Origin of the sequence: Bradyrhizobium sp. SZCCHNS3002 (genome assembly GCF_032377435.1) — a bacterium.
GTDB lineage: Bacteria > Pseudomonadota > Alphaproteobacteria > Rhizobiales > Xanthobacteraceae > Bradyrhizobium.
This window is the reverse complement of the sequence record NZ_JAUHHY010000008.1, coordinates 173,725-193,299: the sequence shown is the minus strand read 5'-3', so window position 1 is coordinate 193,299 and position 19,575 is coordinate 173,725. Positions and strand designations below refer to the sequence as shown.

The 19,575-nt window shown below is 65.4% G+C and carries 18 protein-coding genes; 9 read left to right on the top strand and 9 right to left on the bottom strand.

Translation table 11 applies throughout. The features are described from left to right. Window positions 1–21: 21 nt before the first annotated feature. Window positions 22–702, bottom strand: coding sequence for a glycerol-3-phosphate 1-O-acyltransferase PlsY (gene plsY / locus QW845_RS18550; RefSeq protein ID WP_315803003.1), 681 nt, complete (start codon window positions 700–702; stop codon window positions 22–24). A gap of 444 nt (window positions 703–1,146) precedes the next feature. On the opposite strand from plsY, the gene QW845_RS18545 reads away from it, so the two are divergent. After that, window positions 1,147–1,377, top strand: a complete 231-nt coding sequence (locus QW845_RS18545; RefSeq protein ID WP_315803002.1) for a DNA-binding protein — start codon at window positions 1,147–1,149, stop codon at window positions 1,375–1,377. Between the two features lie 743 nt (window positions 1,378–2,120). Here the strand turns inward: QW845_RS18545 and QW845_RS18540 are convergent. The 5 genes from QW845_RS18540 to QW845_RS18520 form a co-directional block, all read right to left on the bottom strand. After that, the gene (locus QW845_RS18540; protein WP_315803001.1) at window positions 2,121–3,980 is read right to left on the bottom strand and encodes a TRAP transporter large permease subunit; all 1,860 of its coding nucleotides are present in this window, start codon (window positions 3,978–3,980) and stop codon (window positions 2,121–2,123) included. Then, complete coding sequence (locus tag QW845_RS18535; protein WP_315803000.1) at window positions 3,977–4,951, bottom strand: TRAP transporter substrate-binding protein; 975 nt, start codon at window positions 4,949–4,951, stop codon at window positions 3,977–3,979. The genes QW845_RS18540 and QW845_RS18535 overlap by 4 nt, the downstream gene beginning before the upstream one ends. Before the next feature lie 120 nt (window positions 4,952–5,071). After that, on the bottom strand, window positions 5,072–6,085 hold the full coding sequence (locus tag QW845_RS18530) for a transketolase family protein (RefSeq protein WP_315802999.1): 1,014 nt from the start codon (window positions 6,083–6,085) through the stop codon (window positions 5,072–5,074). Continuing rightward, entirely contained in the window at window positions 6,085–6,933 is an 849-nt protein-coding gene (locus QW845_RS18525; protein ID WP_315802998.1) for a transketolase, read from the bottom strand. The genes QW845_RS18530 and QW845_RS18525 overlap by 1 nt, the downstream gene beginning before the upstream one ends. Before the next feature lie 15 nt (window positions 6,934–6,948). Further along, on the bottom strand, window positions 6,949–7,698 hold the full coding sequence (locus QW845_RS18520; protein ID WP_315802997.1) for a glucose 1-dehydrogenase: 750 nt from the start codon (window positions 7,696–7,698) through the stop codon (window positions 6,949–6,951). Window positions 7,699–7,806: 108 nt separating this feature from the next. Here QW845_RS18520 and QW845_RS18515 point away from each other — a divergent pair, with 108 nt between their 5' ends. The 3 genes from QW845_RS18515 to QW845_RS18505 all read left to right on the top strand — a co-directional run bounded on the left by QW845_RS18515 (window position 7,807) and on the right by QW845_RS18505 (window position 12,446). Beyond that, entirely contained in the window at window positions 7,807–8,709 is a 903-nt protein-coding gene (locus QW845_RS18515) for a LysR substrate-binding domain-containing protein (RefSeq protein WP_315802996.1), read from the top strand. Between the two features lie 178 nt (window positions 8,710–8,887). Next, the gene (locus QW845_RS18510; RefSeq protein WP_315802995.1) at window positions 8,888–9,577 is read left to right on the top strand and encodes a tetratricopeptide repeat protein; all 690 of its coding nucleotides are present in this window, start codon (window positions 8,888–8,890) and stop codon (window positions 9,575–9,577) included. Window positions 9,578–9,818: 241 nt separating this feature from the next. Further along, window positions 9,819–12,446: a spermidine synthase gene (locus QW845_RS18505; protein WP_315802994.1), complete on the top strand. Its 2,628-nt coding sequence runs from the start codon at window positions 9,819–9,821 to the stop codon at window positions 12,444–12,446. A 4-nt stretch (window positions 12,447–12,450) separates the two neighbouring features. Here the strand turns inward: QW845_RS18505 and QW845_RS18500 are convergent, their stop codons facing one another. The 3 genes from QW845_RS18500 to QW845_RS18490 form a co-directional block, all read right to left on the bottom strand. After that, window positions 12,451–13,074 carry a 2OG-Fe(II) oxygenase family protein gene (locus QW845_RS18500; protein ID WP_315802993.1) on the bottom strand — a complete coding sequence of 208 codons (624 nt, stop codon included), beginning with the start codon at window positions 13,072–13,074 and terminating at the stop codon, window positions 12,451–12,453. Window positions 13,075–13,167: 93 nt separating this feature from the next. Continuing rightward, window positions 13,168–13,497, bottom strand: a complete 330-nt coding sequence (locus QW845_RS18495; protein ID WP_315802992.1) for a hypothetical protein — start codon at window positions 13,495–13,497, stop codon at window positions 13,168–13,170. Between the two features lie 121 nt (window positions 13,498–13,618). Then, complete coding sequence (locus tag QW845_RS18490) at window positions 13,619–15,643, bottom strand: hypothetical protein (RefSeq protein ID WP_315802991.1); 2,025 nt, start codon at window positions 15,641–15,643, stop codon at window positions 13,619–13,621. A 281-nt stretch (window positions 15,644–15,924) separates the two neighbouring features. On the opposite strand from QW845_RS18490, the gene QW845_RS18485 reads away from it, so the two are divergent. The 5 genes from QW845_RS18485 to QW845_RS18465 are packed head-to-tail and all read left to right on the top strand — an operon-like array spanning window position 15,925 to window position 19,570. Then, complete coding sequence (locus tag QW845_RS18485) at window positions 15,925–16,809, top strand: peptidylprolyl isomerase (protein WP_315803165.1); 885 nt, start codon at window positions 15,925–15,927, stop codon at window positions 16,807–16,809. After that, window positions 16,806–17,786 (top strand): HupE/UreJ family protein, encoded by a 981-nt coding sequence (locus QW845_RS18480; RefSeq protein WP_315802990.1) that lies wholly within the window; start codon window positions 16,806–16,808, stop codon window positions 17,784–17,786. Before QW845_RS18485 ends, QW845_RS18480 begins: the two co-directional genes overlap by 4 nt. A gap of 17 nt (window positions 17,787–17,803) precedes the next feature. Beyond that, window positions 17,804–18,415 carry a HupE/UreJ family protein gene (locus tag QW845_RS18475; RefSeq protein ID WP_315802989.1) on the top strand — a complete coding sequence of 204 codons (612 nt, stop codon included), beginning with the start codon at window positions 17,804–17,806 and terminating at the stop codon, window positions 18,413–18,415. Next, window positions 18,412–19,032, top strand: coding sequence for a HupE/UreJ family protein (locus tag QW845_RS18470; protein ID WP_315802988.1), 621 nt, complete (start codon window positions 18,412–18,414; stop codon window positions 19,030–19,032). The genes QW845_RS18475 and QW845_RS18470 overlap by 4 nt, the downstream gene beginning before the upstream one ends. A 46-nt stretch (window positions 19,033–19,078) precedes the next feature. Continuing rightward, on the top strand, window positions 19,079–19,570 hold the full coding sequence (locus QW845_RS18465) for a prepilin peptidase (RefSeq protein ID WP_315802987.1): 492 nt from the start codon (window positions 19,079–19,081) through the stop codon (window positions 19,568–19,570). The last annotated feature ends 5 nt before the right edge of the window (window positions 19,571–19,575 follow it).

The following is a 19,575-nucleotide window of genomic DNA, read 5'->3' as shown; positions in this document are numbered from 1 at the left end:
AACCTAGAAGAGTGTCCAGATCTAGGTTTGTACTTTCGCATCCAGTACACTTCGACCGATGCGCGGCTCTGTCCTTGCCAATAGCCGTTGAATATTCGCACGATGACGAACGATCACATAGATCGCGCCTGCGATCACCAGCAGCCGATGGGGCAACGGTTGCGTGAGAACGCAGACGAGACCGATGGCCGTCAACGCCGCAAGGATCGACCCGAGGGAAACGATCCGCACCGTCGCAAGCACAATGCCAAAGACCAACGCAGCCCCCAATCCGACCGGCCACGACATGGCCAGCAACACACCTAGCCCCGTCGCAGCCGACTTGCCGCCGGTGAAGTTCAACCAGATCGAGCGGCTGTGCCCCAACAGGACCGCAATTCCGGCTAGGCAAACGACCCATGGCAGCCAACTTTGCAGATCAATGGGGGAGAGCGGCGTTGCAGATAACTGCGCTGAGAGCCATGGACAGAACGAGCGGGCAACGATGATCGCAGCCGAGCCTTTCAGCACGTCGGCAACCAGCACCACCAAGGCAGGCCATTTACCAAGGGTCCACAAAACATTCGTCGCGCCGGTCGATCTTGAGCCATGCTCTCGGAGATCGATACCCTTGAGGAGCTTTCCCGCCAGATAGCCCGTCGGTATAGAACCCAATAGATATGCGATCATCCATCCAATCACGCTCGCTGTCCAGAAAGCCATGGGTTCTACTTCCAGTTTCACGCAACCGGTGTTTTATCGCCGATCTGATTTGACCGCTATGGGTCATGTGCTGCCTTCCCGAACGAGCTAGCGTCACGGCCGGTGTACCTCAGATAGTTGCCGACTTGATGCAGCGCCGCAAGTCGGCAGCCTCCGGGGCCATTCAGGGTACGGTCGGGCGGCCCCGCCACGTCCGTTCTTCGCCCATATCGGACCTTCTCGGTCGGGTGCATCGACGGCAGCTTACGGCCCGGCCCCTCACAACAAGACGCGTCGGACCGAGTGTCACTATCGGATGCATAGCGGACGTCAGCAGCGCCGGCCTAATGGACGCCTATTCACCGCCGTTCATCGTCCCTCGCACTACCCATGATTCATCCAGGTTCTATGTCTGACCGGGATCATAAATGCTCGATCGGGCCCATTGTGATCTGGAGTGACAGCATGGGAGATCGAAAGTATCTGACTGCGGAGGAAGTCTCGGAACGCTATCGCGGAGCAGTGAGCGTAGGGACGCTGCGGAATTGGCGAGCGATGCGTGTCGGGCCGGAGTTCGTCAAAATCGGCAAAGCGGTCCTCTATCCGATTGATCAACTCGACGCCTGGGACAAGCGAAACATGGTGGCGTGTCGTGCGTCTAGACGACTGATCGTGACCGAGTCTGATCAAGGATGATGATCACGTTTCGTCACGCGCTACCGTCCCCACTCCCCGTCCCCACCAGGTCGGCGATTCTCGAGAATCGATACCACATCAATTAGATAGCCGCGTCGCCACGCTCATGCACAACAACCCCTCCGGCGACCCCCGCCGTCGCAAACGGATGTGCAGACGAACGAACAAGGCGTTCGTCCACATCGCCAGCCACTCGGCATTTCCGTGACACCATAACGAGAGCAGCATCCCGACAAAGCTTCAATGCAGGACCGACGGTTTCGGCGAGCGCCGGCGGCAATTTCGTGAGAACGAAAGCGAAAGAATAGTAGAACATGCGTGCACAGGATTTGCACACGCCCTTCACCTAACTATTTGATTTCAAAAAGCTCTCTGTCCAATCCATCATGGGGGCGACGGAGAAACGCCAAGCGTTTGATTTTGCAATTTTATTTGAGATATCAGTCATTCAGAAGTCGCGCCGGAAGCATCCCATCAGCGTCCATTTACGCCGATTTCCGCTGATTTCGACCCATTTTTGGTCTCCCGGTAAAACAATGTTGTACCGGAGATCGATCAGGCAGCCGTCGATTGGTGCCGCTGCGGGAGATCCATTGCCGCCCAGCAGAGCGTGGATCTCGCCGGAACGAATCCGCAGGTTGGCGCCGCGCAGGACGTGGGTGCACCGAAGCTCTTTTCGATGTCCTGGGCCTCGAGCTCGCGACTGGCATCTCGGTCCTCACGTTTTCAGCCGACCCGGGGGGTCAGAGAAGGCCGATCGACAGCCACGGCACGAAGGCAACCAGCAGCAGGCCGAGCGCGAGCGCGCCGAGATAGGGCCAGATGCGGGTCAGTCCGGCGTTGGGATGGATCTGTCCGATCGAGCACGCCGCGTAGTACCCAAGGCCGAAGGGCGGCGCGAACAGGCCGATGCCCATCGCGAGGATGATCACCATCGCGTAGTGCACCTCGTTCACGCCGAGCAGCTTGGCCGCCGGAAACAGCAGCGGGCCGAACAGCACCATGGCCGGCAGGCCTTCGAGGATGCTGCCGAGCAGGATGAACACGGCGATCGAGATCAGCAGGAAGCCGTATTTGCCACCGGGCACCGAAACCATCATCGCCGCGAGCGCATGCGAGAAGTTCGACTGCGTCAGCGCCCAGGCCATCGCGGTGGCCGCACCGATGATGAACAGGATCGCCCCCGACAAAGCGGCAGTATGCACCAGCGCCGGATAGAGCCTGCGCCAGTCGAAGCGGCGATATACGAGCAGTCCGACCAGGATCGTGTAGGCGATGCCGATGGTCGAGACTTCGGTCGCGGTGGCGACGCCCTCGGTGACCGCGGTGCGGATCAGCACCGGCAGCAGCAGTGCCGGCAGCGCCGTGATGAGCGCCGAGCGAATGGTGGCCCAGGTCGGCCGCGGTCGGATCACGCCCTCCGGCTCGACCATGCGGCGCTTGGCGACCACCGCCAGCGCGGCGGCCAGCACCAGGCCGGGCAGGATGCCGCCGGTGAACAAGGCCGAAATCGAGACGCCGGCGACGGAGCCGATAATGATCAGCACGATCGAGGGCGGAATGGTCTCGGCCATCGCGCCCGAGGCTGCGAGCAGCGACACCAGCTCGCCGTCATGAATGCCGCGGCGCTTCATGTCCGGAAACAGCACCGGCGCGACCGCCGCCATGTCGGCCGTCTTGGCGCCGGAAATGCCCGAGACCAGCAGGATCGCGCCGAGCAGCACGTAGGACAGGCCGCCTCTGACATGGCCAACCAGCGACACCAGGAAGCCGACCATCGCTGCCGCCATGCCGGTCATGACGATGAGATGGCCGAGCAGAATGAACAAGGGAATCGCGAGCAAAACGAGGGATGAGACGCCCTCGTCAATGCGGCTGGTGACGACTTCGAGCGGCGCCGAGGTGACCGTGAGGAGATAAGCCACCGTGGCGAGCCCGAAGCAGAATGCGATCGGGACGCCGGCGAGCACGGCCGCGCCGAGCAGGATCGCGAAGAAGACGATCAGATTCCAGTTGCCGAGCGCCTTGAGCGCCGGCGCCGCGCCCCACAACACGAGCGCCGTGGCCGCCAGGATCACCAGCGTGATCGCGATGTCGCGCGAGCCGTGGCGCGCCATGCGCAGCAGGGCGGTGGCCAGCATGAGGCCGATGCCGACCGGCACCGCGCCGGCCCGCACGCTGTCGGGCAGGCCGAGCGCCGGCGTCTCCGCGAACGCCTGTCCGCTCGCATAGTCGATCGCAGGATGCAGCAGGATCGCCAGGAACAGCGCCGGCGCCATCAGCGCCGCGCTCTCCAGCACCGCGCGGGTGCGCGGTGCGACGCGGTCGATCAGCGCGGTCATCCGCATGTGCTCGCCGCGGCTGAGCGCGAGCACGGCGCCCAGCATCGCGAGCCAGAGAAAGGTGATCGACGCGAGCTCGTCAGCCCAGGTCAGCGGCCGGTTGAAGGCGAAGCGCGCCGTCACACCGGTGAAGAGGATTCCGACTTCCGCGACCAGCGCGACGATCGCGGGAATCTCGATCAGCTTCGTCAGCGCCCGCTCGAGGCTTTCGACGACGCCGTGCTTCGTGGAGGCTGCCAGAGACGCGTCGACCGAGTTCATCCGAGCTCTCCCACATTCGACTGCAGGATCTTCCAGGCCTCCTCGCCGAACTTGCCGCGCCAGTCCTTGTAGAAGCTGCTCTTGCCGAGCGCGCCACGGAATGCCTCCTTGTCGACATCCACGAAGGTGAAGCCCTTGGCGGCGAGATCGGCGCGCAGGCTCTGGCTGAGCGCGGCAATGTCGGATCGCTCGTCATCCGCCGACTTGTTGAATTCCTTCGTGACCAGCGTCTGCAGGTCGGACGGCAGTTTGCCGAAGGCAGCGCGGTTGCCAAGAATCCAGTAGGCATCCCAGACGTGGCTGGTCAGCGAGCAGTATTTCTGGACCTCGTAGAGCTTGGCGGTGGCGATGATCGGCAGCGGGTTCTCCTGGCCCTCGACCACCTTGGTCTGCAGCGACGTATAGACCTCATTGAAGTTGATCGGTGTCGGACCGGCACCGAGCGCCTGGAACAGGCTGGTCAGGATCGGCGCCGCCGGCACGCGGATCTTGAAGCTCTTGAGATCGTCCGGCGTCTTGATCTCGCGGGTCGAGGACGTGACCTGGCGAAATCCGTTGTCCCAGGGCTTGGAGAGCGCGATGACGCCGGTCTTCTCGATGTCCTTGCGGATGTGATCACCAAGGCTGCCGTCCATCGCCTTCCAGACCTGGTCGTAGGACGTGAAGGCGAAGCCGGTGTTGACGATGCCGGCGAGCGGCACGCGGGTGGCAAGCACGGAGCTCGCGATGTTGATCGCATCGACGGCGCCGACGCGGACCTGCGAGATCAGATCGGTGTCGGAGCCGAGCTGGTTCGCTGGATACAGATTGATCTCGAGCCGGCCGCCGCTCGCCCCCTTGATGCGATCGGCCGCCTGCTGCGCCCGCTTGTTGACCGGATGCGACGGATCCTGTCCGGTCGCGAGCTTCATCGTGAACTCCGCTGCCTTGGCGAATCGCCCGGTGAACGGCAGCACCGCAGCCCCCACCATTGCTCCTGCCATGAATCGCCGACGCGTCGTTGCCTTGCGCATTCCCGTCCCTCCAGTATGAAATTGTTGTTATGGTCCGGCGCGTCCGCGCGCCGGCGGGTCATGTCAGCGGCTGGTCCGCTATTTGAGCCAGCCCTTGACCTGCTTGACGACTTCCGACAACGAGATGCCGTAGCGATCGTGCAAGGTCGGCAGCGCGCCGGCGTCGAGGAATTCGTCGGGCAAGCCGATCTGCCGGAACGGTACGTGCACGCCTGCGCGCATCAGCACCCCGGCGACCGCCTCCCCCAGTCCGCCGATCACCGTATGGTTCTCGGCGACGACGACGAGACGGCCGGAGCGGCCGGATTCGCGCACGATGGTCTCGGCATCGAGCGGCTTGATCGTCGGCACGTGCAGCACGCCGACGTCGACGCGATCATCGGACAGCGCCTTGGCGGCCTCGAGCGCGCGCATCGTCATCAGCCCGGACGAGATCATCAGCACGTCCCGGCCGTCGCGCAGCAGCTTGGCCTTGCCGAGCTCGAATGTGTAGTCGTACTCGTCGAGCACCAGCGGCACCTGACCGCGCAGCAGCCGCATGTAGACCGGGCCTTGATGGGCGGCCATCGCCGGCACGACCTGCTCGATCTCATGCGCATCGCAGGGGTCGATCACCGTCATGTTCGGCATCGCGCGCATCAGCGCGAGATCCTCGGCCGCCTGGTGGCTCGGGCCGTAGCCGGAGGTCAGGCCGGGCAGCGCGCAGGCGATCTTCACGTTGCGATCTTCCTCGGCGATGGTCTGGTGGATGAAGTCGTAGGCGCGGCGCGAGGCAAACACGGCATAGGTCGTGGTGAACGGCATGAAGCCTTCGGCCGCCATGCCGGATGCGGCGCCGAATAGCAGCTGCTCGGCCATGCCCATCTGGTAGGTGCGCTCGGGGAATTCCTTCGCGAAGATGTGCAGGTCGGTATACTTGCCGAGATCGGCGGTCATGCCGACCACCTCCGGCCGACTGCGCGCCAGCGCGACCAGCGCGTGGCCGAACGGCGCCGGCCTGGTGCGCTGGCCCTCGGAAGCGATCGAGGCGATCATCGCCGAGGTCGTCAGGCGCGGCTTGCTCAGATCCGGTGCGGGTCTCGTCGATTTCATCACGGCCTCCCGGCGTCGAGTGCGGCAATCGCGAGCTGCCACTCGTGCGGCTCGACGCGAATGAAGTGGTTCTTCTCGCGCTGTTCGAGGAAGGGCACGCCCTTGCCCATCAGCGTGTCCGCCACGATCATACGCGGCTTCGGCGCCGCGTGGGTCTTGGCGGCATCGAAGGCGGCGACCACGGCGTCGAGGTCGTTGCCGTCGACGCGCTGCACGAACCAGCCGAACGCTTCCAGCCGATCCACCAAAGGCTCGAAGCCCATGACCTGGGTCGAAGGGCCATCGGCCTGCTGATTGTTGACGTCGACGATGCCGATGAGGTTGTCGAGCTTGTGGTGGCTGGCGGACGAGATCGCTTCCCACACCGAGCCCTCGTCGAGCTCGCCGTCGGAGAACAGCGTGTAGACGCGAGAGCTCGACGTCTTGCGCTTCAGTCCGAGGCCCATGCCGACGGCGATGCTGAGGCCGAGGCCGAGCGAGCCGCCCGACATCTCCATGCCCGGCGTGTAGGACGCCATGCCGGACATCGGCAACCGGCTGTCGTCGCTGCCATAGGTTTCCAGCTCGGCCTCGGGAACGATGCCGGCCTCGATCAGCGCGGCGTACAGGGCGATCGCATAGTGTCCGTTCGACAGCAGGAAACGGTCGCGCTCCTCCCAGTTGGGATCCTCGGGCCGGTAGCGCATGGCGTGGAAGTAGGCGACTGCCAGCACGTCGGAGATGTCGAGAGCCTGGGCGATGTAGCCCTGCCCTTGCACCTCGCCCATGCGAAGCGCGTTGCGCCGGATGTTGTAGGCGCGCTGCGCCAATGTCGGCGCGTTGGCGAGCCGGCTGGTTGCGGTGTCCATCTCTTGAGACCTTGGTTAGTGGATCAGCATGCCGCCATTGACGTCGATGACCGCGCCCGTGACATAGGCGGAGAGGTCCGACGCCAGAAAGGTGTAGATGCCGGCGACGTCGTCGGCGGTGCCGAGCCGGTTGAGCGGAATGCCCTCGAGGATCTTGGCCTTCATCTCGTCGGTCAGCTTGCCGGCCGTGATGTCGGTGCCGATCAAGCCCGGCGTGACGCAGTTGACGCGAATGCCGTCGATGCCGAATTCGCGCGCCATCGCCTTGGCGAGACCGAGAACGCCGGCCTTGGCCGCGGAATAATGCGGCCCGCCGAAGATGCCGCCGCCGCGCTGCGCCGAAACCGACGACATGCAGGCGATAGAGCCCTGCTTGCGCGCGCGCATGTGGGGGATCACCGCTTGCGACAGGAACAGCACGCCCTTGAGATTGACGTCCTGGATGCGATCCCAGTCGTTGGGCGTGATGTCGAGCAGCTTGACCGGCTGGGTGATGCCGGCGTTGTTGATGAGGATGTCGATGACGCCGAATGTGGCGATGACTTGCGCGACGGCGTCGTTGCAGGAGTTGTTGTCGGCGACGTTGCAGCCGATCCCGAGATGCTGGTGGCCGAGCGTGGCCGCCGCGTCGGCGGCCGCCGCGGCATCGAGGTCGAGGATCGCGACGCGCGCCCCTTCGGCGGCGAACCGTCGCGCAGTGGCCAGCCCAATACCGCGCCTGGAAGCTGCGCCCGAGATGATCGCCGTCTTGCCGCTGAGCAGCATCCTTGGTCCTCCCAAAGTGTCGTTGTGTTGGGCTTGACCATGGCGGGCCGGACCGGCGGGGACAAACGCGCAGTTGTCACGGATAGATGAATCTGGTTCACTCATTCGATGCTGTCCAACGTCCCGATTTCGTCAATTAAAGCGTTTGAGGCCGCTGCACGGACTGGCTCGTTTCGCGATGCAGCGAATGAGCTTCACCTGACCCCGAGCGCAGTCAGCCACGCCATCCGCAAGCTGGAGACGACCCTGCGCACGGTGCTGTTCGAGCGCACCGCCCGCTCGGTGCGGCTGACACCTGCCGGCGAGAACCTGATGCGCCATGCCGGCGCCGCCTTCGACCAGTTGCGCCGCGGCCTGGAGGAGGTCGCCGCGCGCGGTCCCCAATTGGTCCGCGTCCATTCGGCGCCGAGCTTCGCTGCGCAGTGGCTGACGCCGCGATTGGCGCGATTTCTCGCCGCCCACCCCAAGCTCGAGGTGCGGCTTGCGGCGAACACCGACTATGCGCGATTCAAGAACGACGATTTCGACATCGATATCGTCTATGGCCAGCCGCATGCGGAAGGTGTCGAAATCGTTCCGCTGGCCGAGGAAACGGTGACGCCGCTCTGCTCGCCGGCACTGGCGGCCACGATCAAGCGGCCTGCCGACCTGCTGGAACGAACGCTGATCCGCTCCGATGTCAAGCAGATCCAGTGGCATCAATGGTTCGCCGCCAACGGTCTCGAGCCTCCCGCTCTTCATGGCATGCGCTTCGACCGCAGCTTCCTGGCGCTTGCGACCGCGGCCGAAGGTCTCGGCGTTGCCCTTGAATCCACCCTGCTGGCCGAGCGTGAGCTGGCATCCGGCCGGCTGGTGGCGCCGCTAGCCGGCCGCGCGACCGACGTCCGCTACGTCGGCCATCGCCTGGTATTTCCCCGCAATGCTCACCAACGCACGGCTGTCCGCGCCTTTGCCGACTGGATCACATCCGAGCTCAGTCCGGAACGCGGAGGGCGACGATCGTTCGATTGATCTCGCGCCGTCCCTGCTTTCTTTCGACCGAGCTCGCTGATTGGGGCTCTCGGAACGCATTGCGTCCCGAGGCTGAAACGCTCACCTTGAGGAAGGCCAAGCAGCCCAGGTTGACCTTTCAGATCATTACTCGGCCGTCGTTTGATCAACTGTTCGGGCAGCGTGTCCTGCGCGGCCAATGGGGGGATACGTCTTTACCGCGGACATCGCGTCGGAGGCAGAGATCAAGGTCTCTTCGCCCGAGGTGGACCTTCCCTCCCCCGCCCCGACCACCGTGCTCGACGTCGCCGCCGCCTCCGCCGCTGAGGCGACGACCGGGCCGGCGAGATCGTCATGGTTGTCGGGGCGGTGCTCGAGACCTATTGCCGCTTCCCTCAGCGCAACCAATCATTTCGTCGAAAGCCTGGTCATCTGCGCCAGAACGCTGAGTCTCGATCCATGGGACGGCCTCGCGCTGTATCTGGTCGGCCTCGGGCAGCTCAATCTCGGCCGCTTCGAGGATGCGCTGGCGACCTTCCAGCAGGCCGACCGCTATGACACGCCGGCGGTCTCACGCTGGACATGGCTCCTGGGCGTCGGGTGGGCGCACATGATGATGGATCGCGCGGAGGAAGCCCTGCCGTGGCTGCAGCGCTCGATCGCCATCACAGCCGCGTCCGGGCGTCCTTATATGCTGCTGGCGGCCGCCTATCAGAGGGCCGGACAGATCGATGAAGCGAGAGCCGCGATCCAGAAGGGACTGAAGCTGCGGCCCGGCACGACCGCGCTCAACGTTGCGCCGCCGATGAAGAACACCAGTCCGGTGTATCGCGAGGCCGCGGCCAGGATCGTTCAGCTCATGGTCGACGCGGGCCTGCCGGCCCAATAGGGCGACCAGCCCGATCCACGATCCGCACGCGTGGCAGTCTCACCAAAAATCATTGCCCCTGGAATCGTTCAGACGACGCTAGTGCTCCCGCGGCCTCTGTCAAACCACCGTCACGAAACACGAACACAAGGAAACGATCTCGACCTAGGCGCGCCATGCAGCCGAGCTTGATCTCGAAACAGTTCCCCCGCACGGCGCGCTGCATCCGAAGACCGATCACGGGAATTGCAGGTACCAAACCTTGACCGAGGCACGCCACGCAGACCCGCGCGACAATGATCTGGTCGCGGAGAAGCAAGGTGCCAGGTCATCCGGCGTCGATCTCGTCGCCCGCCAGAGCACGGCCCGGCTGGGGGCGCTGAAGCTGCTGATTGCGGCATCCGGCCTCGCCGGGCTCGGCTATGAGATCGTCTGGACGCGCCAGCTCGCCCTCGCCCTGGGCACGGAGATGATGGCCGTGCTCGGCGCCATCGCCGGATTTTTTGCTGGGCTCGCGGTGGGCGCCTTCGTCCTCGATGGCCGGATCCGCCGCGTCGCCAATCCGCACCGGCTCTATGCCGTCCTCGAAGCGGTCATCGGCCTGTGGGGGCTATGTGCGATCTGGTTGCTTCCGGCGAGCGCGCGCGCCCTGGCGCCGCTGCTCGGCACGGCTCCCTCCCCCCTCCTGTTGTGGAGCGCGAGCTTCCTGCTGCCGACGCTGGTGCTGTTGCCGGCCACGGTGGCAATGGGCGGCACGCTGACCGCGCTGGAACGCATGACGTCCGCAGCGCACGGCACGCGGTCCGTCAGCGCCGGCGTCTATGGCGCGAACACCGCCGGCGCCGTCGCCGGCACGCTGCTGTCCACCTTCGTGCTGATCCCCGCGCTTGGATTGTCGACGACGCTGCTTTGCCTGGCAGCCGTCAACGCGGCCTGCGCGCTCGCAGCGCTTCGCCTCGGCCGAGCCGTGCAGGCCGACGCTCGCGCGCGTGACGATAGCAGGCATGCTGTCACCGGCCTCCGCCTGACGGCAACTCTGTTCGTCACCGGCCTGCTCGGCATCGCGTTCGAAGTGCTGGTCGTGCGCCTGGCCGCGCAGATGATGCAGGACACGGTCTATAGCTTCGCCTGTCTGCTGGCGGCCTATCTGCTGGGCACCGCGATCGGCGGCATGATCTGGCAGCGTTTGGGGCCCACGGTTGCACGCGGCAGAACCGTTCTGATCAGCCTCACCGCACTCGTTGGCCTCGGCACGGCGATCATGACGCCCTTGCTTGGCGGCTTCGCCGATAGCGCGGCGAGCCTCGGCGTCGCCGGCGAGCTCGGCATCGCGCTGGCGCTGCTGCTACTGCCCGCGATGGCGATGGGTGCCTTGTTCGGCCAGCTCATGCAGGAGGTCCGTGACGGCCGGGGATCGGTCGGCTGGGCCGTCGGCATCAACAGCGTCGGCGCAGCCATTGCACCGCTGGCCGCAGCACAGCTGCTGATTCCCGCTTTCGGTATCTGGAGGGCATTGATCCTCGTTGCCGTCGGATATCTGCTGTTGCTGCAGCCGCAACGCGTCGTGCTGCGGTGGGCCGCGGCGCCCGCTCTGCTTGCGCTCGCGCTGTTGTGCCTTCCCGCCCCCCTGCTCATCAAGGTCCCGCCGGGCGGCAAGCTTCTCGCCGTGCGCGAGGGACCGATGGCGACGGCAAGCGTCGTCGACGACGCCTCGGGGGCACGCTATCTCGAAGTGAACGGCCACTTCCGCATGGGCGGTACCAGCTCTGTGCGGTCCGATTTCCGCCAGGCCATGCTGCCGCTGCTCTTGCATCCGGCGCCGCGCAGCGCGCTCTTCCTCGGTGTCGGCACCGGCGCGACCGTGCTCGGCGCAGCGCAGATGCCGGATCTCGACGTGCGCGCGGTCGAACTCTCCTCCGAGGTCGTCGCGCTGCTGTCCTGGTTCGACAACCCCGCGGCCGAGAAGGAAAGACCGCCGATCGCCGTTGCCGACGCCCGGCGCTTCATCGTCGCCGACGACGGACGCTACGACGTGATCGTGGCCGACCTGTTCCACCCGGCGCTGGATGGCAGCGGCGCGCTGTACACGGTCGAACATTTCGCGGCCGTCAAGCGGAGGCTGGCGGCCGAGGGCGTGTTCTGCCAGTGGCTGCCGCTCTATCAGCTCGATGCACCGTCGCTGCGGGCCATCATCAGAAGCTTTCTCGCGGTCTTCCCACACGGGTCAGCCTGGCTGAACCATTACAGCGTGCGCACGCCGATGCTGGCCCTGATCGGATCAGCGGCCCCGGACCCGATCGATCCCGAGCTCCTCGCCGCACGGTTTTCCGACCGGAAGCTTCACCCGATCATTCAACCGCTCGGCTTCGATCAGCCGATCGACCTTCTCGGCCAGTATGTCGCCGGCGCGAAAGCACTCGCGAGCTTCGCCGGTCCGGGACCGCACAACACCGACGATTTCCCGTTCGTCACGTTCGACGCGCGCAGCAACGTCCACGCTCTCTCCGCGGCCCCATGGCAGTTGCTGCTGACGGTCCTCAATCAGACAAAGACGGACGCGGGCGAACTGCTGGGCGACTCGAAGCGTGGAAGCTGGGAGCAGCGGCTCGGCGCTTATTGGCAGGCTCGCAACCGATTCATCCAGGCCGGCGCGGCGCTGACCGGCGAACCGCGCGGACCGGCGCTCATTGCAGCCGCCGCGCCCGGCCTCCTGGATTCCATTCGCGCCAGCGCCGAGTTCGAGCCGGCCTATGCGCCGCTGATGAGCATGGTGAAAGCGCTGCTCGGATCGGATCGCGCGGCTGCAGAACGCCTGCTTCGGGCGATCGATGCCGCCGCGCCGTCGCGACACGAGGCGCGCGACCTGCGGTCGCGCGAGTTCGAACGATAGCGCGTCAGGACGCGAAGCTGACGCGGTAGCCCCAGCAATCCAGATGATCAGGAATCGCGTTGAAGGCGATCGTGATGCGCTGGTCGCCCTGATTGCGCGGCACCTCATGGTAGAGATAGCTCGGGAACAGCACGAGATCGCCGGGCTCCGCCTCGGGCAGCACATATTTGCCGGCATTGAACGGGCCGACGGCGGCACTGCGGGTATGGTGGCGGAACGAGAAGTCGCTGCCGCCCGGCGGCCGCACGAACACGGTGCGGCTACCAGGATGCGACGGCGTCAGATAGAAGATGCCGGAGATGAAGCTGTTGGCGTGGGCGTGCAGGGTCTGGTTGCCGCCGGTCTCCAGCATGTTCGTCCACATCTCCTTGACCGTCCAGCGCAGCTTCTCGCCGAACAGCAGCTCGCCGAAATCGACCAGCTTGGGCACCGCGAGCTCGGCGATGGTCTGAAACAGATTGTTGGCGCGGGGATCGGCGACCTCGGTGTGGAACAGCTGTCCGGATCGCAGATTGTTCTCGATCTTCGAATTGCGGATGGCAGCCACCGCCGCGTCCTTGAGCTCGACGCTCAACAGCCCGGGCGAACGCAACAACGGTATCGGAAAAAGAGCTTCGATCTGGTCCATGTCTCAAGGCCTTGCATGCGCCGCAACAGGACCGACAAATTGCCGACTTGCATGACAGCCGGATGACGAGAGGCGAGACGCGGTGCGCGCCCGTCAGCGCGTCGGCATTTCGTCGGCACGAAGAATATTGAGCCGCTCGCCGGGCTTCAGGCTGTGGGGCCGGTCGCGTACTTCCAGCACGGCCCGCTCGGCCTTCTCGACGCAGTCATCGAACTCGCCATTGCCGGCCTCGACCAGCGCCTGCTGAATGTCCCGCTCGGCGAAATAGCGCGACACGTCGTCCGCCGGCAAGGTCGCCGCCTGTGCGCGTGCCTCGGCCACCGCGGCATCGCATGCCTCCTGCGTCGGTTCCTCGTCATGCGCCGATGCGACAACGGTCGTGAGAGCCAGGATGGCGAGAATCACAGCGGACAAGCGAGGCATCACGTCGAGGAACCCCAGGGCAAAGCAGGTTGCAAAGACGAAGCGCCGGTTCGCAAACCGGCGCTCCGAGGAAGCTGGATCCGGCGGGACGCTATCGTCCCACCGGATCGATGCCGATCAATCAGTCGCGGTTGAAGGCCCAGCGACCCCAGTGGCCCCAATGGCCCCAATGATCCCAGTCGTGCCAGTGGTGATGATCGTGAGCCAGCTTGCGTGCCAGCTCCTTGTTCTTCTCGACCAGCAGTTCGGGCGCACCGTACGGACGGACGAAGATCGGGTTCGCATAGAACCAGACGTTCGACCAGGCCTGCACGTCGTTGGTCACCTTCTTCACGCCGCCGACCGTGCCGAGGTGCGACGGACATGCCGGATCCGTGCAGCTGACGGTGGCGTTGTTGGCATCGAGCAGCGGATTGCCGGCGCTGTCGGACACGTTCGGCGTGGCCGGCGGGATGTTGGTGCCGCGGGCGCGGATGTAGAAGGGAGTCTTGCCCGCGATGAAGGTGGTCCTGAAGCTGAGCCGGACCGAACCGTCGCGCAGCTTGCGGCTCTGCATCTTGGTCGCCTGGATCTGCTTCGCGATCTTGGCCGACGGGTTGTAGACGATGGCCGCACCATCGACACCCTTGGCATTGGCCACGGCATAGCCCGGGGCGCCCGGCGCGATCGGGCCGGTGATGTCACCGGTGATCAGATCGACGTGGTCGAGCGAGGGCTTGTTCAAGGGCTGCTTGATGCCGACCGGCAGCAGCAGCGGATTGTTGAAGCTGTACGGGCTGTTGTTGGACGCCGGAACGGTCATCTCCATCTCGAGCGTGACCTTCTCGCCGGGACGCACGACCAGCGTCTCGCCCATCGTCTTCCAGTCGTAGTCCCACTCACCCTTCGCACGAAACTCCATGTCGGAGTCGATGATGTCGGCGTTGACCGAATAGGAGTTGCCCGAGCGCATGCCGTCGATGATGGACTGCTGGGAGAAGCGCCGCTCGTTCGGCACGTACAGCCTCGTGTACTCGCCGGGGATGAAGTCCGCCGTCGTACCCGGATCGCGCGCGCCATAGACGCCGCGGCTGTGCCAGTCCGAACTCTGGAACAGGAAGAAGTTGCGGCCTTCGCCGAGCAGACCGTCCCACAGCCCGCCAACCTTGGCGGTGTAGACGCCCTGCATGCCGTAGGTGCCGCCGCCGACCGCGCCCGAGCCATAGGAGCCCGAGCCACCGTTCACGCCGCCCTCGGCCATGTGACCCGGGGCTTCGATACCGAACGCGACCGTCGGGCCGGCATTGTTGAAGTCACGGAAGTGCTCGATGTTGTAGCCGGCCGAGCCGTTCGGGTTGAACGGTCCCTGCCGCTCGGTATGGGTCGGCACCGCGTAGGATTGCAGCGGATGGTTCGCCTGCAGCCAGGCGATGCCGGCAACGGCCTTCTGGTGACCGGCCGTGCCGGAATTGTTGACATTGTCCTTGCCGGCCCAGACCGGGTTGTTGCTGGAATCGACCGGACCGATCGCGTCAGTGTCCCCGCGGTCGAAACGATATTCGAACTCGGCCATCTTGTCGGCATTGCCGTAGCCACGCGGGTTCTGGCCGGCGATCACGGCGACGTCGCCATGCTCGTGACCGGGCAGGATCCACTCGAGGCCTTCGACCAGCACCTTGTTGTAGGTCGCGGCGCGATTGACGATGGTCGGATACTCGACTTCCTTGATCGACTGCCAGCGCCACATCTTGGCGTTGGTGTCGGTGCCGTTCGGCGTGCCCTTCAGGCTGGTGATCGTGATGCCGTCGATGGTCTTGCCGAGCGTCTGGCTCCAATACGTCGTGGTGTTGTCGCCCGGGATGTTGGCGCTCGCATCGCTGAAGCGGCAATCGCGGTTACCCGAACCGCCGTGGTTGCCCAGCGTGAACCAGTCGAGATCGAAATTATTGCCGCCAGCAGCCGCGGTGCCCTTGCCGACCGAGCGGTCGATCGCATAGCCGGCTGCGACCGAGCCGTCGGTGCAGGTGTTGTGGTTGTGCATGTCGCCCGCGACATACGGATTGTTCTTGCTCGTTTCCCCCCAACGCTCCCCGGCGTCGGCGCTTTGTGACAGAGCCAGCGAGACCGAGGCCGCTGTCAGCAGGATTTTCTTGGTAGATGGAACCATTATCGTCGCCCCTAAAGAATTCGATCGATCTCCAAACCGAGATGACAACGCGACCGATGCGCCGTCGTCATTCGCGGCGCGACCAAACCAAAACTCGGAGACAGTTTGTTGAAGGATTTATTTTTGCTGGTGCCATCTCCACGGCCATCGCGATCCGCAATCGTTGCGAAATTTTTGTGACACTGACGTTTGCCCGGTGACAACGGCAACTGTGCCGTTGCATATACGCGCCGCGCAACGAGCGCAGCCCGAGTTGTAAAGAACGTATGTCAGCCCCTGCCATGTCGAATGCGGCGCAGACCTTTGAGAGCGCCTCTGCACGCTCCAATCAGCAAGATGGCAACAGCTCTTCCCCAGCGCGAATATCATTCGTGACCGCCCTGCGTGGGCTCGGCAGGGAGCCGCTCCTGCACTTCCTTGTTCTGGGCGGACTGATCTTCGCGGCCGACGCCATCATCCATCCGCCAGCGAAGGACGAGAAGGTCATCACCGTGACCAAGGCGCTGCGCCAGTCCTTCATCGACACGTTCGACGAGGACAAGCAGCGGACCCCGAGCGAGGCCGAGCTGCAGAAGATGGTCGAGGCCTGGGTCGCCAGCGAAATCCTCTATCGGGAAGGCAAGACGCTCGGCGTCGACCGCGGCGACGAGATGATCCGCGACCGTGTCGCGTTCAAGCTGCAATATCTGATCTTCGATCAGGTGCGCGTGCCGCAGCCAAGCGACGAGCAGTTGCGCGCCTGGTTCGCCGACAATCATGCGCGGTTCGACGAGCCCGAGCGTGTCAGCTTCTTCATGACGCCACCCAGCGACGAACCGACGGCGCGGCGCTATCTGGACGACATTCGCGAGCAGCGCGAGTCGGAGGAGCTGCGCGATCAGACGCGCGCGGTTCTCGACCGGCCGGTGCCGAGCCTGGCCGCCGGCTTCGGCGACGGCTTCAGCGAAGGCCTGCTCAAGGCGCCCCTCCAGGAATGGATCCTGCTGCAGTCGAAAGACGGGTGGCACGTGGTTCGTCTCGACGCCCGGACGCCGGGCGCGCCTGCGAAACTCGAGGACATCCGCGCCGAGGCAGCCAAGATCTGGCACACTGAAGAGACACGGAAACGGGCCTGGGAGGCGGTGAGCCGGCTCAAGGCCAACTACACGATCAGGTACGAGCCGTGACCGGCGCGCGCGCCCTGATCGCCATCGTGCTCGCGCTCGCAGCGCTGCTGCCTGGGCGGCCGGCGGCTGCGCATCAGGCGACGATCGCCGTGCTCGAATTTCGCGAGATGCGGCCCGGCGCGTATATCGGGCGATGGACGACCTTGCCGAAGGATGGCGTCAACCGCATCGAGCTCAAGATGCCGCCGCATTGCTACCTGCGCCTGCCGGAACTCAATTGCGGCGACAAGGGCCTCGTCGGACAGATGACGATCGGCAATCTCGGCGAGGACATGTCGGCTGCCATCATCCGCGTGACGTCGCTCGCTGGAGAGACGCGCAGCTACACGATCTCAGCGGCCAATCCGGTCGTGACGGTGCTGGGCACCGATGCGCCGACGCTCGAGACCTGGCTCGAGCTTGCCAAGACCTACGTCAACCTCGGCATCGACCACATCCTGCTCGGCGCCGATCACCTGCTGTTCGTGCTCGGGCTGATCTGGATCGTCCAGGGCGGCTGGCGCCTGCTCAAGACGATCACGGCCTTCACGATCGGCCACAGCGCCTCGCTGGCTGCAACGGCGTTCGGCTTGATCGGCGTTCCCGAAGGCCCGCTCAACGCCTGCATCGCGCTCAGCATCGTGTTCGTCGGCGTCGAGATCATCAAGCAGCAGCGCGGCGAGATCGGGCTGACCGCCCGCTACCCCTGGGCCGTCGCCTTCAGCTTCGGTCTCGTCCACGGCATCGGCTTCGCCAGCGCGCTCGCGGGCCTCGGCCTGGAGCGGCGAATCCTGCCCGCGGCGCTGCTCTTCTTCAATGTCGGCGTCGAAGTCGGGCAGATCCTGTTCGTGCTGCTGGTGCTGGCACTGATCTGGGCGCATCGCCGGCTCGGCGCGGCGCTGCCGCGCTGGGGCGCCGAGCTGCCGGCCTATGCGATCGGCTCGGTCTCGATGTTCTGGTTCCTGGGCCGCCTGGTGCGGGTTCTGGCGGCCGCATGATGATGAATGGGACGAACATGATCGCGCGCAAACTCCTGCACGCCGTGTTGGGTGCGGCTTTGCTCTCGCTGCTGACTGCGAATCCTGGCTTTGCCCATGAGCAGACCGGCGTCGGCGGCGGCCTCGCCAGTGGTCTGCTGCATCCCTTGACCGGGCTGGATCATCTGGTCGCAATGGTCGCAGTCGGCATCTGGGGCGCGCAGCTCGGCGGCGCGGCGATCTGGATCCTGCCGGTCGTCTTCCCGTTGGTGATGGCGTTCGGAGCCGTCCTGGGAATCCTCAAGATCGGTCTGCCCGTCCCGGAGCTCATCATCGCGCTGTCAGCGCTGGTCCTTGGCCTCGCTGTCGCCCTGCGCGTCCGTGTCCCGTTCGCGATTGCGGCTATCATTGTTGCGATCTTCGCCATCTTTCATGGCCACGCGCACGGCATCGAGCTCCCGACGGCGGCGAATCCCCTGGCCTATGGCTGCGGCTTCGTGGTCGCGACCGGTCTTCTCCACGCCTGCGGCATCACCATCGGCGCGCTCGCGCGCTGGCCCGGCGGCGAGCGTATCATCCAGGGCGTCGGCGCAGCCATCGCCGCGCTCGGCGGCTACTTCCTGATCGCGAGCCTCGGAGTCGCGGCATGAGGACGTACCACCGGACCGCCCTGCTCGCATCCGTGCTGCTGCTGGCGCAAGCGCAGCTCGCCGATGCGCATATCGTATCGGCCCGGCTCGGTGACTTCTACGCCGGCGCCCTGCATCCGCTGCTCACCCTGCAGGACGTCGTGGTCTGGGTCGCGCTGGGATTGCTGGCCGGCTCGCTCGGTGCGGCGAGCGGACGCTGGCTGGTCGTGGTGTTTCCGCTCGGCCTGTGCGCGGGGCTGGCGCTCGCCGCCGGGTCGGGGCTCGCCCCGGCTTCCCCGCTCGTCGACGCCGCGACCATTCTCATTCTCGGGCTGCTGCTGGCCGCGGCCTTGCGCATTCCCGTGACATTGCTGAGCGCGATCGCATTCATGCTCGGGCTGATGCGCGGCGCAGCGAATGCCGGCGAGCTCGTGCCGCAGACCGACCGTCTCCTGTACGCCGCCGGGCTCGCCAGTGCAGGCTATGTCGCCATCACCCTCGTGATGGCGCTCGCGCTCACCTTCCGGCGTCCTGAAACCGAGCCGGTATCGAGCTGGCGCGGAATCGCCGTGCGCGCGGTCGGTGGCTGGGTCGCCGCGATCGGCCTGATGATGGCGGGACTATCGCTCGCGTCCTGAGCAGGCCTATGCTCGGGCGATCCGACACCGCCAATCCCCGCCTCGCGTGACCGACGCCATCAATATCGCAGCCATTGCCGTGCTGCTCCTGACCTGCGCCGGCCTGATCTGGACGGATCTGCGCAGCGGGCTGCTGCCCGACTGGATGAATGCGCTGGTCGCCGCCAGCGGCTTCGCAAGACTGGCGACGCTCGTCGACCTGCCCGAGGCGCTGTGGAATTGCGCCGCAGCCCTCGCGATCGGCTTGGCGCTGCTGCTGCTGCGGCTGCTCTACGCAATGGCCCGCGGCCGCCAGGGACTGGGCCTCGGCGACGTCAAGTTTCTGATGGCTGCAACGCTTTGGGCCGGCCTGCCAAATCTGCCGATCCTGCTGCTCATCGCCACGACGACGGCACTCGCTGCGGCGCTCGCTCTCTTCGTCATGGGACGACGGCTGACGGGCCAGACGGCGCTGCCGTTCGGCCCGTTCCTCGTCCTCGGCCTGCTGGCCGTACTCGCCCTGCAGGCCACCGGCCGCGAATTGCTCGTGACCTTCTGATTGCC

Coding starts and splice junctions, on each gene's coding strand:
- QW845_RS18520 (WP_315802997.1), bottom strand. CDS start 7,698: ATGCTGCTCAGCGGCAAGACGGCGATCATCTCGGGCGCAGCTTCCAGG.
- QW845_RS18540 (WP_315803001.1), bottom strand. CDS start 3,980: ATGAACTCGGTCGACGCGTCTCTGGCAGCCTCCACGAAGCACGGCGTC.
- plsY (WP_315803003.1), bottom strand. CDS start 702: ATGGCTTTCTGGACAGCGAGCGTGATTGGATGGATGATCGCATATCTA.
- QW845_RS18525 (WP_315802998.1), bottom strand. CDS start 6,933: ATGGACACCGCAACCAGCCGGCTCGCCAACGCGCCGACATTGGCGCAG.
- QW845_RS18475 (WP_315802989.1), top strand. CDS start 17,804: ATGATCGCGCGCAAACTCCTGCACGCCGTGTTGGGTGCGGCTTTGCTC.
- QW845_RS18530 (WP_315802999.1), bottom strand. CDS start 6,085: ATGAAATCGACGAGACCCGCACCGGATCTGAGCAAGCCGCGCCTGACG.
- QW845_RS18470 (WP_315802988.1), top strand. CDS start 18,412: ATGAGGACGTACCACCGGACCGCCCTGCTCGCATCCGTGCTGCTGCTG.
- QW845_RS18535 (WP_315803000.1), bottom strand. CDS start 4,951: ATGGTGGGGGCTGCGGTGCTGCCGTTCACCGGGCGATTCGCCAAGGCA.
- QW845_RS18490 (WP_315802991.1), bottom strand. CDS start 15,643: ATGGTTCCATCTACCAAGAAAATCCTGCTGACAGCGGCCTCGGTCTCG.
- QW845_RS18515 (WP_315802996.1), top strand. CDS start 7,807: ATGCTGTCCAACGTCCCGATTTCGTCAATTAAAGCGTTTGAGGCCGCT.
- QW845_RS18545 (WP_315803002.1), top strand. CDS start 1,147: ATGGGAGATCGAAAGTATCTGACTGCGGAGGAAGTCTCGGAACGCTAT.
- QW845_RS18485 (WP_315803165.1), top strand. CDS start 15,925: ATGTCGAATGCGGCGCAGACCTTTGAGAGCGCCTCTGCACGCTCCAAT.
- QW845_RS18510 (WP_315802995.1), top strand. CDS start 8,888: ATGGGGGGATACGTCTTTACCGCGGACATCGCGTCGGAGGCAGAGATC.
- QW845_RS18495 (WP_315802992.1), bottom strand. CDS start 13,497: ATGCCTCGCTTGTCCGCTGTGATTCTCGCCATCCTGGCTCTCACGACC.
- QW845_RS18500 (WP_315802993.1), bottom strand. CDS start 13,074: ATGGACCAGATCGAAGCTCTTTTTCCGATACCGTTGTTGCGTTCGCCC.